This is a genomic window from Acidovorax sp. (assembly GCF_016783915.1).
In the GTDB taxonomy this organism is placed as follows: domain Bacteria; phylum Pseudomonadota; class Gammaproteobacteria; order Burkholderiales; family Burkholderiaceae_C; genus Acidovorax.
The window spans coordinates 1-12,145 of record NZ_JADHVT010000007.1 but is presented as its reverse complement, the minus strand read 5'-3'; the positions used below and the strand labels follow the sequence as shown (position 1 = coordinate 12,145).

At 67.9% G+C, this 12,145-nt stretch carries 11 protein-coding genes and 1 pseudogene; 9 read left to right on the top strand and 3 right to left on the bottom strand.

Going from position 1 to position 12,145, the window contains the following annotated elements:
* The 6 genes from ISS20_RS02905 to ISS20_RS02880 all read left to right on the top strand — a co-directional run bounded on the left by ISS20_RS02905 (position 1) and on the right by ISS20_RS02880 (position 5,847).
* Complete coding sequence (locus ISS20_RS02905; protein WP_291433514.1) at positions 1-744, top strand: class I SAM-dependent methyltransferase; 744 nt, start codon at positions 1-3, stop codon at positions 742-744.
* Positions 745-1,076: 332 nt separating this feature from the next.
* Positions 1,077-2,615 (top strand): hypothetical protein, encoded by a 1,539-nt coding sequence (locus ISS20_RS02900; RefSeq protein ID WP_291433513.1) that lies wholly within the window; start codon positions 1,077-1,079, stop codon positions 2,613-2,615.
* A 35-nt stretch (positions 2,616-2,650) separates the two neighbouring features.
* On the top strand, positions 2,651-3,058 hold the full coding sequence (locus ISS20_RS02895) for a YcfL family protein (RefSeq protein ID WP_056056988.1): 408 nt from the start codon (positions 2,651-2,653) through the stop codon (positions 3,056-3,058).
* A gap of 41 nt (positions 3,059-3,099) precedes the next feature.
* Positions 3,100-3,717 carry a penicillin-binding protein activator LpoB gene (gene lpoB, locus ISS20_RS02890; protein ID WP_291433510.1) on the top strand — a complete coding sequence of 206 codons (618 nt, stop codon included), beginning with the start codon at positions 3,100-3,102 and terminating at the stop codon, positions 3,715-3,717.
* A gap of 20 nt (positions 3,718-3,737) precedes the next feature.
* Positions 3,738-4,700: a hypothetical protein gene (locus ISS20_RS02885; protein WP_291433509.1), complete on the top strand. Its 963-nt coding sequence runs from the start codon at positions 3,738-3,740 to the stop codon at positions 4,698-4,700.
* A gap of 106 nt (positions 4,701-4,806) precedes the next feature.
* Positions 4,807-5,847 carry an alpha/beta hydrolase gene (locus ISS20_RS02880; RefSeq protein ID WP_291433508.1) on the top strand — a complete coding sequence of 347 codons (1,041 nt, stop codon included), beginning with the start codon at positions 4,807-4,809 and terminating at the stop codon, positions 5,845-5,847.
* On the opposite strand, the gene ISS20_RS02875 is transcribed toward ISS20_RS02880, so the two are convergent.
* From ISS20_RS02875 to ISS20_RS02865, 3 genes are all read right to left on the bottom strand, one after another.
* Complete coding sequence (locus ISS20_RS02875) at positions 5,825-6,460, bottom strand: flavin reductase family protein (RefSeq protein ID WP_291433506.1); 636 nt, start codon at positions 6,458-6,460, stop codon at positions 5,825-5,827. The genes ISS20_RS02880 and ISS20_RS02875 overlap by 23 nt on opposite strands.
* Positions 6,461-6,618: 158 nt before the next feature.
* Positions 6,619-8,193: a PilN domain-containing protein gene (locus tag ISS20_RS02870; RefSeq protein WP_291433504.1), complete on the bottom strand. Its 1,575-nt coding sequence runs from the start codon at positions 8,191-8,193 to the stop codon at positions 6,619-6,621.
* Positions 8,194-8,231: 38 nt separating this feature from the next.
* Positions 8,232-9,173, bottom strand: a complete 942-nt coding sequence (locus ISS20_RS02865) for a helix-turn-helix transcriptional regulator (RefSeq protein WP_291433502.1) — start codon at positions 9,171-9,173, stop codon at positions 8,232-8,234.
* A gap of 65 nt (positions 9,174-9,238) precedes the next feature.
* On the opposite strand from ISS20_RS02865, the gene ISS20_RS02860 reads away from it, so the two are divergent.
* The 3 genes and pseudogenes from ISS20_RS02860 to ISS20_RS02850 form a co-directional block, all read left to right on the top strand.
* A complete protein-coding gene (locus ISS20_RS02860; RefSeq protein ID WP_291433500.1) occupies positions 9,239-10,516 on the top strand; it encodes an MFS transporter in 1,278 nt (425 codons plus the stop codon).
* 144 nt (positions 10,517-10,660) lie between these two features.
* Entirely contained in the window at positions 10,661-11,173 is a 513-nt protein-coding gene (locus tag ISS20_RS02855) for a DUF1993 family protein (RefSeq protein WP_291433497.1), read from the top strand.
* Positions 11,174-11,308: 135 nt separating this feature from the next.
* Positions 11,309-12,145 (top strand): annotated as a pseudogene (locus tag ISS20_RS02850) (hypothetical protein); the annotation flags it as partial.

Genomic DNA, 12,145 nt, shown 5'->3' with positions numbered 1-12,145 from the left:
ATGCTCGCCCTGCGCATGCCCTGGCCCCTGCCCGCACTGGCGGCGTGGGCGTGCGCGTGGCTGATCTTTGTGGCGCTGCAGCGCGCGGTTCCCCCGGTGGCCGCCTTGCTGGCGGCCTGCCTTCTTGGCACGGCTGCCAGTGTGCTGGGCGACAGCTGGTGGCGGCGCGGGCTGATTGCCGCAGGGTTCCCGTTGTCGCTGGCGCTGCTCGGGGCGGCCAGCCTGCCTACCTGGGCGTGGCTGGTGCCGCTGTCGCTGTTGCTGCTGGTCTACCCACTCAATGCGTGGCGCGATGCGCCCCTGTTCCCCACGCCGCGCCATGCGCTGCAGTCTCTGGCCGTGCAGGCCCCGCTGCCTTTGGGTGCGCGGGTGCTCGATGCGGGCTGTGGCCTGGGCGATGGCCTCAAGGCCTTGCGCCATGCCTACCCTGCCGCCCAGCTCGAAGGGCTGGAGTGGAGCTGGCCGCTGCGCCTGCTGTGCGCCCTGCGCTGCCCCTGGGCGAGGGTGCAGCGTGCCGACATGTGGAAGGCCGACTGGAGCGCCTACCAGATGGTGTACCTGTTCCAGCGGCCCGAGAGCATGGCCCGCGCAGCCGCCAAGGCCCAGGCCGAGCTGGCCCCCGGTGCATGGCTGGTGAGCCTGGAGTTTGCGGTGCCTGGCTGGCTGCCCAGCGCCCAGCTGCGTGCGCCCGGCGGGCGGGTGGTGTGGCTGTACCGCATGCCGCGCCAGCAGCAGGAGGGATGACATGCATGCCATGCACTCCATGCGCCAGTGCTTGTGTCCGTCTGTGTCGCGGGCCCCACACGGTTACAGAAAAGATACAAGCTTTTGCTACATTGCGCGGCTGGCTACAACCCCATACATAACAACCAAGAAACTCACAGCCAGAGGGGGCCGCACACAGCACGTATCCGCGCCGGGAGGGGGCGCACGGGCTGCCAGCACCCGCCTTGACCGGACTTCTACCACGCACGCCGTATTCACAGCACCCTCCCTCTGGCGGGGTGTTGCACGGCTGCGCGTGGTAAGCGCGGGGTGTTTCTGGTGAGCAACCGACCGATCTGCAAGGAGCATCCATGACCGCCCACCCATCCCGTTTCCGCCTGCGCCTGCTGTGGGCACTGGCGCTGAGTGCTGCCCTCACCGGCTGTGCCACGATGCAAAGCCACGACAAGGTGGCCACCGACATGCAGACCGCCGGGCGCGGTGGCGGCATCCCAGCCGCGCTGGCCAGCCTGGAGAGCACGGCCAAGACCGAGGAAGAAAAAACGGCGCTGCTCTACAACATGGAACGCGGCGAGCTGCTGCGCATGGACCGCCGTTACCCCGACAGCACCAACGCCTTCCTGCTGGCCGACAACAAGGTCAAGGAATGGGAAGAAACCGCCAAGACCAATCCCTCCAAGCTGATGGGCACCGTGGGCGCTGCGCTGATCAGCGAACGCCTGAAGGTCTACGAAGGCCAGGACTACGAAAAAGTATGGGTGACCACGCGCCTGGCGCTCAACCGCATGGCCGTGGGCGATTTTGAAAACGCCCGCGTGGACATCAAGCGCACGCACGAGCGCGAAGCCATCATTGCCGAGTTCCGCGCCAAGGAAACCCTGGCCGCCGAAGAAGAAGCCAAGTCCAAGGGCGCCACATCGGGTGGCAAGGAGCTGAATGGCTACCCTGTCGAGACCCTCAACGACCCCGAGGTGCTGGCGCTCAAGAACGGCTACTCCAACGCCCTGAGCCACTATCTGGCAGGCTTCCTGTACGAAATGCTCAACGAGCCCGGCCTGGCAGCGCCCGGCTACCGCAAGGCCATCGAGCTCAAGCCCGACACCCCCGTGCTCGAAGAAGGCCTGCGCGGCCTGGACAACCGCACCGGCTTCACCTGGAAGCGCCGCCAGCGCATGACCGACGTGCTCTTCATCGTCGAAGCCGGTGACGCGCCTGCACGCAAGCCCAAGGCCTTCACCATCCCTGTGCCCACCGGCCGTGGCCTGGTCACCGCCAGCATTTCGTACCCCGTGATCGAACCCTCCAAGGACGCGCCCCTGACGGTGGTCTCGGCCGCTGGCACCGACCTCAAGCTCGAAAAAGTGGTCGACGTGAACGTGATGGCCCGCCGTGCGCTCAAGGACGAAATGCCCGGCATGGTGCTGCGCGGCTTCACCCGCGCCGTGGCCAAGGGCGTGCTGCAGAACGAGCTGCAAAAGCGTGGCGGTCTGATTGGCGGCCTGATTGGTGCCGCTGCCTCGGTGGCCACCGAACAGGCGGACGACCGCCTGTGGCGCATGCTGCCCGGCCGCGTGTATGTGGCCCGTGGCTACCTGCCCCCCGGCGAGCACACTGTCACCATCAATGGCCGCCAGTTGCCCCAGCCGATCAAGATCGACGGCCAGTACGCCCTGGTGCCTCTGCGCATGTATGACAACAGCGTGCTGATCGGCGACGTGGCCATGCTGGGCCAGCTGCCCACGGTGGCGGCCGCACCCCAGCCGGCTCCCGCCGCAGCAGCGGCACCCGCGGCCCCGGTGCGCACCACCAACAACAACCGCGCCCGCACCGTGCCCTCGTCCACCGTCAAGCCCACGGCCGCCCAGCCCGCAGCGGCTGCCAAGAACTGACCCCTGTTTCTGACCCCATTCAAGGAGCCTCTGGCATGAGAACCCGTTTTGTCCCCGCCGCGATCCCTGCAGTGCTGTGCGCGGCCCTGATGACCCTGGCTGGCAACGCCAGCGCCCAGTTGCACGACCCCGCCACGCCGCTGGCCGTGGCCGCCAAGGTGGCGCTGCGTGGTGAGGCCAACAGCATCGCCGTGCGCGAGATGCGCATCGTGCGCAAGAACGACATCCTGGTGGTGCAGGCCGACATGGCCAACATGGGCCGCACAGACCGCACCGTGTTCTACCGCTTCAAGTGGCTGGACAACGTGGGCAACCAGGTGGGCGACGGCGAATCGTGGAAGCAGATGAGCGTGCTCGGTCTGGGCCAGCAGACCGTCAAGAGCGTGGCGCCCACCAGCGCCGCCGTGGACTTGCGCCTTGAGATGAATGTGGAGCCGCGCTGACGCGCTGCGCCAATCCCTGTTTGAGTGAGGAGTAAACCAGCATGAACACCAAGAACCGCATCCAGCGCAGCGCGCTGATCCTGGCCTTTGCGGCCAGCACCCTGGCTCTGTCGGCCTGCCAGAACCTGTCGTCCCCCACCGTGCGTTTTGACCGCCAGGTCAACTACGGTGACGCCAAGGCCGTCGAGCTGGTGACCAACGAGTTCAGCTCCACCGACCTGCAGATGATTGCCGAGAAGATGACCGGCGGTTTGCTCGAAACCGGCATCTTCCAGGGCCGCCCCACGGTGACGATCTCCACCGTGAAGAACAAGACCAGCGAGTACATCGACACCACCAACGTGATGAACTCCATCCAGACCGCGCTGGTCAAGTCGGGCAAGGTACGTTTTGTGCGCTCCATCAACGAAATGCAGGCCGGTGTGGACGAGCTGCAGCGCCAGAACCAGAGCGGCCTGTACAAGCAGGGCACCACCGCCAAGGTCGGCCAGATGACCGCCGCCAAGTACAGCATGGAAGGCGAGCTGACCAGCATCGTTAAGCAGAACAACAGCACCAAGGACGTGTACTACAAGTTCACGCTGAAGCTGTTTGATGTGCAGGAAGGCACGATCGAATGGCAGGACGAGAAAGAGATTCGCAAGACCAGCAAGCGCTGATCTGTCCCAAGGAGCACACCATGCAACGCAGAATCACCCTCCACACGGCCCTGGCCGTGATCGCGGCCACCACGCTGGCCTGGGGCACGGGCGCGCAGGCGCAGCAGCCCGGCGCCGCGCCCAAGATCGCCGTGACCGACCTGGCCTATGCCCAGCGCGTGTCCGAATACTTCATGGCCGGCACCTACCAGCGCAGCAGCCAGATGAGCGCCCAAGGCAGCCAGGGCGGTAGCCACAGCCACGGCATGTACGGCGGCGGGGGCTCGTACTCGGGCCAGCAGTCCATGCAGGCGTCCGAGCAGGCCAGCGGCACCTACGTGGCCGGGCGCTACAGCTACATCGAGCAGCGCGAGCTGGGCGGCTACACCAACGACATCAAGGGCGCCATCCTGCAGGGCACGTACTTCCGCCTCGTGCAGGGCAAGGGCTTTGACGCTGGCAAGCCCCAGCCCAGCAAGGCCGAGCAGGTGCTCAACCAGGTGCAGGGCGGCAAGATGGCCACGCCCCAGGCACAGCCCCAGGTCAACGACGTGATCACCCGCATCAAGAAGGGCGAGTTCAACGGCGCCGACTATGTGCTGTTCGGCGTGGTCTCCAGCATCGAGTTCACCGATGCGCTCTCGCCCCTGCAGGGCACCACCAGCGCCACGCGCCAGTACGGCCTGCAGCTGCTGGCCGACTTCTCGCTCATCAACACCAAGACGTACGAGATCAAGGCTGCGTTCTCCGCCCAGGGCGAGGGCAACGACACCAAGATCCTGTCGATCCGTGGCGACATCGCGCCTCCCAACCGGGCCAAGGTGATGCGTGAAACCTCGCTGTCGCTGGCGCAGGACGTGTACCAGCAGCTCGCCATTCAACTGGGCTACACCGACGCCAACCTGGCGCGCGGCGTGCGCCCGCCCGTGGTGTACCAGCAGGGCGGCCAGTCCATGCCCGTGCCGCAACCCCAGCAGCCTGAGCAGGTGCTGATCCTCAAGTAAGCCGCAGTGCATGCCACCCACCGTGCGAGGTAGGCCATTGCAGACAACGCACCGCTCCCCGGCGACAGCTCCAGCTGCTGCCGTGTGGTGTCCCAAGGCCAGCTCTGTGCTGGCCTTTTTTGCGTCCGCCGCTGTGGCCTTGGTGCTGGGCGGTTGTGTGGTTGCGCGCCCGGTTGCGAATGGCGCGACCGATGCTGCATCAGCGTCACCACTGGGCGCGAACGAGCCAGCGCCTGTGGAGGGCGCAGGGTTTGCGCTGCGGAGCCTGCCCGGAGTCGGCGACTCCGTGCTCCAGGCCCTGCAGCGCGAGGAACGTGCGGCGCCGCTGCGCTACCGCGTGATCGTTGTCCCCGGCTCGGGCTGCGCAGGCATGGGGCCGATCGCGGACCGCTACTTTGCGGGCCTGCTGCACGCCCAGGTGCTGGTGCTGCACAAGCCTGGGGTGGACCCTCAGGCGCGTACAGCCCCCGCCGATTGCCCGCACCTTTTTGTGTGGCGGGACAGGCATTCCACCTGGCTGGCACACGCGCGTGTGGCCTTGCGCGCCGACGCGGCCTTGCGCCAGGGGCAACCCGTGGTGCCGCAGCTGCTCGTGGGCATCTCGGAGGGGGCAGAGCTGTTGCCGGCGCTCGCCGCTGAAGTGCCGCACCTGGCGGGCCTGGTGCTCATCGGCGCCAGCGGCCTGGACCCGCAAGAGTCCGGCGCGCTGCAGGCACACCGCCTGGGCGCGGAGGCCGACTGGACCGCGCTGTCGCGGATCGTGGCGGGCGCGCCACCCGACACCGTGGTGGTGCAGGGGCGCAGCCTCGGCTACTGGCGCGACTTGTGGAACTGGCCGTTGACCTTGCCACTGCTGCGAGGCCCCTGGCCCCTGTTGCAGGTGTGGGGCGCCGACGATGCGCTGGTGCCCGCCGTTGCCTACACGCGTTTTGCGGAATTGGCGGCCTTGCGCACCGCGCCCTACTGTGCACAACGCATCGAGGGTGCTGACCACGGTCTGCAGCGTGCCGCCGCACGGGTGGACGGCGTGCAGCAAGTGTGGGCCTGGACCGAACAATGGGCTCGTCAACCAGCCGCCGGACTGTGTGCGCCGCTGCGACTGCTGCGAGAGCAGCAGCAGGCTCCTAGCGCGGCCGGTACATCTTGAACAATTGCGCTGGCCCCACCGTGAAATAGTCCGCCGGGCCACCGCCCCGCAGGATGTGCCCCGCGTTCGCGGTGTCGTACACGCCGTCCTTCAGCAACGCCTGGTCGATGTGCACGGCCACCACTTCGCCCAGCACCAGCCAGGTGTCCACCTGGGCACCGTCCACGCCGTGCAGCTGCAGGATCTGCGTGCTGCGGCATTCAAAGGTGACCGGGCTTTCGGCCACGCGCGGCGGGCGTACGCGGGTGGAGGTCAGGGGGGTGAGGCCCGTCAGGGCGAACTCGCTCACATCGGGCGGTACGGCGGCGCAGCTCTGGTTCATCACTTCGGCCAGGTCTCGCGTGGCCAGGTTCCACACGAATTCGCCCGTGGCCTCTACGTTGCGTACCGTGTCCTTGTAGCCAATGCTGGCAAATCCCACGATGGGTGGCACGTAGTTGAAGGCGTTGAAAAAGCTGTAGGGCGCCAGGTTGGTCGCGCCTGTGGCGCTCTGGGTCGAGATCCAGCCGATGGGGCGTGGCCCGACGATGGCGTTGAACGGGTCGTGCGGCAGGCCATGGCCCAGGCGGGGTTCGTAGCTGTGGAAGGTGCGTGGGGGCTGTGGAGTGGTCATGGGGCTCGGCATCGTAGGGCGAACAAGCCCTTACCTTAGCGGCAGACGCGGCGCGCTGCAGTCATCAGGATATCTGCACGCTCACTATTTGATAGCTACTCAGGCATATTGTTCTAACGCTCAGGGGCGATTGGAGCACTGGAGCTTTAATCCGTAGCTCAGCGGCGCTGGTCAGGGGCGGCGCAGATGCCGGGGGTTGCGCGTGGCGGCGCGGCACAGACCATGCGCAGCCGGGCAGAGAACGTGCCCTGGCCGATGCCGGAGCTCGACGCTTCCAGCCACGGCACTTGCTGGCGCACGCGCTCCAGCGCCGCGCGGGCCTCTGCCTCGCTGCCACGTCCCTCCAGCTCGACCAGCTTACCGTCATGCAGGGCCAGCCGCGTCAGCGTCACGTCGTTGCCCAGCACCGGGCGCAGTGCGTCTTCCACCTGCTGTGCTGTGTAGGCGCTGCCCGGCGCTGCAAGGCATACGCTGCGGTCCCCCGGCGCCGCGCACAGAAAGGTGACGAGCACGCGGTATGCCACCTGATCGGCCTCGCGGCGGACCCAGGCCACCTGCGGGTTGCGGACTTCGCCCGAGCGCTGCAGCGCCTGCACCCACTGGCGCACGGTCGCGTCATCGGGGGCGCGGCCTTCCAGCGCAGCGCCGTCCTTCCACAGGTCGATCTTGCCCAGGGTCACGCCGCTGGGCAGCAGCGGTTGCAGCACATCGCTGACCCGCTGGCGCGGTGAGACGGGCTCACCGCTTGCAGCCTGCGCGCCCGGGGGCGGTGGAGAGCCAGGGTCCGGCGCTGGCAGCGCCGGCCGGGGGCCCGCTGGGCCCATCACGTCCAGTTGCAGGGCGCGGGTTTCATCGCGCAGGGCGCTGGTCAGGGGCATGGGGTTCACGCGGCCCGCAGGCACTTTCAGCGCGCTGACGGGGCCATCGATCCAGATCGGGTACTCCAGTGCGATCTGGCCCGGCGCGCTTGCCGGCTGGTAGTAGCCGGCATCTGTGTCTGCGCCAATGCGAATGGAGAACCGTGCCCGGGTGGTAGTGGTTGACACGCGCGCGTGGCGCGCATCCATGTCGTGGAACAGCAGCGCTGTGCTGCTTTGCGCGCTGGCCAGTTGCAGCCACTGAACCTGGCCCGTGCCGCCCGCCACGACCGATGCGTTCGAGCTCACGCTCAGCAGGCCCAGGCGCACCCCATGGAACCACAGCTTCATGCCGTGGCTGGGGTTCAGGCTGATTCGCAACGCCGGCAGGTCCACCTGGTCGAACAGCACCTTCAGGTGGTCGCCGCGCAGCAGCAGTTCGTGGGCTGTGGCCAGCTGCAGCGTGAAGCACACAGCAGCGTTGTCAGCGCCCACGCGCGGGATGGTTGAAGCGCCTTGTGCAGCGCTGATCGTCACGTCGTACAGCCTGGGCCGGTTGCCGCCCTGGCGGTCCGCGCCGTAGGTGGTGTCGGCCACCTGGAACGTCCCCCGCCCAAGGAACAGCCGGTTCTCCGCGCCCGACACCACACGCACCGTGCAGTCGTTGGCGATGATGTGCACATGCCGCAGATTCCCCAGCCGACCTGTGCCCGGGTTCCAGGGGCGCTCGCGGGCGTCACGCAACAGGTTGGCGCGCTCGATCAGCGTGTCGGGTGTGACGTCCAGCGGCGCGGCGTGGGCCACCACAATGGTGGCGCACGCCAGCGCTGCCCACATCAGGGAAGGAAGAATGCGCGGAGCGCGAAAGAGGGTCATGGAGTCCGCATGGTACTGACACCCCGCGCTCACCTCCATCACGCCGGTACCGGCTGCTGCTGCCCCAGAAAACGCCCCGGCGGCTGCCCCACCGACTTGCGCACCATGGCGCTGAAGGCGCTGGGGCTGTAGCCCAGCTCGGCAGCGATCTGGCCCATGGGCATGCGCCCGGCGGCCAGCGACACGGCCTTGGCCAGGATCACCTGCTGGCGCCACTGGGTGAAGGTACTGCCCAGTTCGGAGCGGAACAGGCGTGCCACGGTGCGCGGGCTGGCGCCGGTGTCCCGCGCCCAGTCGGCCAGGGTGTCGTGGCGCGTGGGGTCGGCCAGCACGGCTTCGCACAGGTGGCGCAGGCGCTTGTCCTGCGGCAGGTCCACGCCCAGCTTCACGGCGGCGGCGCGGGCCAGTTCGTCGCGCACCAGGGCGCTCAAATGCTGCTCGCGCCGCAGGTCGGCGGGGCTGATCGCGGCGCCGCCATCGGGCGTGGTGGGCATCTCGCGCACCAGGGCGCGCAGCAGGTCGGACACCTCCAGCACGCGGCACTGGCGCCAGGCGTCTTCGTGGTCGCGCGGCACGCCGGGCCCGCAGCGGCCGCGGGGCTGGTGAAAGTACAGCGTGCGCAGGTCGGCGTCTTCCACCATGGTCACGGCATGTTCCACGCCGGGCGGAATCCACAGCGCGCGCGAGGGCGGCACGATGTAGGTGCCGTGGTTCACCGTGAGGCGGATCACGCCCGTGGTCGATATCGCCACCTGCGCCCAGGGGTGGCTGTGGGGCATCACCTGCGTGTCGGCGGCCAGCCAGCGCAGCTTGGCGCGCACCGGGCGGGCGGCGGTGGGCACAAACAGCTCGGGCGTGAGTGAGTCCACGTATGACATGCCGCGCGGCTTGCCGGCGGGCGCACGGGGAACGAGCTGGGCCGCAAAGTGTTCCACCCCCGGTTCGGCGGGCGCTGCGGGTTCGGTGGGCGGGTTTGGCATGTTTGCGATAGAAGTTGTCTGTCTATCGTAAACCTGCCGAGGTCATGCTGCCTAAGATCAAGCCCATGACTGCTTCCACCTCTGGCGCTACCGCCCCCACTGCCAACCCTGTCCCGCTGCGGCAGGACGCCCGCACCATCGGCCTCATCGGTTTGGCCCACGGCAGCTCGCACTTTTTTCACATGCTGCTGCCGCCGCTGTTTCCGTGGCTGATCGGCGAGTTTGGCTTCAGCTATTCCGAGTTGGGCCTGCTGGTGTCGGTGTTTTTTGTGCTTTCGGGCGTGGGCCAGGCGCTGTCGGGCTTTCTGGTGGACCGCGTGGGCGCGCGGCCGGTGATGTTTTTTGCGTTGTCCAGTTTTGCCGCCGCAGGCCTGGCGGCGGGCACGGCGCAGGGCTACACAGGCCTGCTGCTGGCGGCAGCGCTGGCCGGGCTGGGCAATGCGCCGTTCCACCCGGTGGACTTCACCATTCTCAACAAGCGCGTATCGCCGCAGCGCCTGGGGCATGGGTTTTCGGTGCACGGCATCAGCGGCAACCTGGGCTGGGCCACCGCGCCCGTGTTCATGGCGGGCATTGCCACGGCCACGGGCTCGTGGCGAACGGCCTGCCTGTGCGGCGGTTTGCTGGCCCTCACGGTGCTGGCCATCATGGTCTGGAACCGTGATGCCATCGATGACCGCAAAGGTAGCTGGGCGCACCAGGCCAAGGGCGGTGCAGCGGCCGCCAAGCCCGAGCACCCCATGGCCTTCCTCAAGCTGCCGTCGGTGTGGCTGTGTTTCTCGTTTTTCTTCTGGAGCACCTGCGCGCTGAGCGCCATCCAGAGTTTTGCCAGCCCGGCGCTGCAGTCCATGTACGGCCTGCCGCTGAGAGTGACGGCCATGGTGGTCACGGGATACATGCTGTGCGGTGCGGCCGGCATGCTGGTGGGCGGCTTCCTGGTGGGGCGTGTGCAGCGGCTGGAGAAGATCATCTCCGTGTGCCTGCTGGGCTCGGCCGCTCTGCTGGTGGTGGTCGCATCGGGGCTGCTGCCGGGCATGGCGGCGCTGGTGGCGGCTTCGGTGGCGGGGCTGGGCACGGGCCTGGCTGGCCCCTCGCGCGACATGCTGATCAAGCGCGCCGCGCCCCCTGGTGCCACGGGCCGCGTGTATGGCACGGTGTACTCGGGGCTGGACCTGGGCTTTTGCCTGGCGGCGCCTGTGTTCGGCGCCATGCTGGACCACGGCATGACGGCGGGCATCTTCTACGGCTCGGCCGTGACCCTGGGCCTGAGCGTGGTGTCGGCGGCACTCGTGGGGGTGGGCGTGGCGGCGCGGGCTGCGCGGCCTGTGCCTGCAGCGGCCTGAAGGGCCCACGGGGCAGGGGATCCACACGGCGCCCAGCACTCCGCGCGGGCCTGTGTTGCAATCGCGGTCGGTGGCGCCGGGACCCTGGTTGGCAGGGTTCGCAACGGCGCCCTTTGTTTTCAACGCAATTCCAGGACATCGCCCATGACGAACCCCATGTACAACGCCAGCGTCCCCGTTTTTCGCCAGATGCTGGGCTCGCTCCAGGACATTCTGGCCAAGACAGAGGCCCATGCCACGGCCCGCAAGATCGAGCCGGACGCCCTGCTGCAGGCCCGCCTGTTTCCCGACATGTTCCCCATGGCCCGCCAGGTGCTGATCGCCTGCGACTTTGCCAAGGGCGTGGCCGCGCGCCTGGCCGGTGTGGAGGTGCCTTCGCTGCCCGACGCCGAGCGCCCCGGTTTTGCTGACCTGAACGAGCGCATCACCACCGTGCTGGCGTTCATCGAAGGCCTGCCGCAGGCCGCGTTTGCCGAGGCTGCCACGCGCCAGATCACCATCCAGCCCGGCACGCCGCGCGAAAAGCAGTTTGTGGGCGAGCACTACCTGCTGCACTACGGCCTGCCCCAGTTTTTCTTCCATGTGAACGCGACCTACGCCATCGCGCGCCACAACGGCGTGGAGCTGGGCAAGCGCGACTACATGGGCAAGTACTGACCGGGTGCCCTGCCCCGCAAATAGTGGCCCAAAGGGCTGGTAGCGCTAGTGAAACATGCCTGAATAGCTATTAAATTTATAGTGTCGGCGAACAGTGCCGGGGGCTACCAGAAAATTCCAACGGAGACCTGACCCATGAAGACCCTTTGTGCAACACAACGCACCCTGCCGTGCCTGGTGCTGGCCGGGGTGGCCTTCCTGGTAGCGGCTTGTGCCCCGGTGCCCACGCAGCCTGTGGCCTCTGTGCAGGCCTCTGCGCAGGCCAGTGCGGCGGCAGAGGCTGCGCCCACAGCCACCCCATGTCCCAAGGACCTGGCACCCATTGCCCGCTGCCTGTCGGGCCAGGATTTGGCCGGCGCGTATTACCTGATGGCCCTGCCGCAGCAGTGGAACGGCCACCTGGTGCTGCACGCCCACGGGGGGCCGGCATTGGGCGCGCCCAAGATGGAACGGTCGGTGGAGGACCTGGAGCGCTGGGCCATCATGGTTCGCGCGGGGTACGCCTGGGCGGGCAGCACCTTCCGCCAGGGTGGCGTGGAGGTGCGTGCAGCGGCCGAAGACACCGAGCGGCTGCGCCAGATCTTCGTGCGCCATGTGGCCCAGCCCCAGCGCACCATCCTGCACGGCCAGTCCTGGGGCGCCAGCGTGGCGGCCAAGGGGGCTGAGATGTTCCAGACCACGGCGGACGGAAAGCGCCCCTACGACGCCGTGCTGCTCACCAGCGGCGTGCTGGCGGGCGGCACGCGCTCTTACGACTTCCGCACCGACCTGCGCGTGGTCTACCAGTACCTGTGCAACAACCACCCCCGGCCCAGCGAGGTGCAGTACCCGCTGAACATCGGCCTGCCTGTCGATGCGGCGATGACGCAGGCGGACCTGGCCGCGCGCGTGAACGAATGCCTGGCGCTGAACAAGCCGGTGGCCGAGCGCACGCCCGAGCAGCAGCGCAAAGTCAAAACCATCGTGGATGTG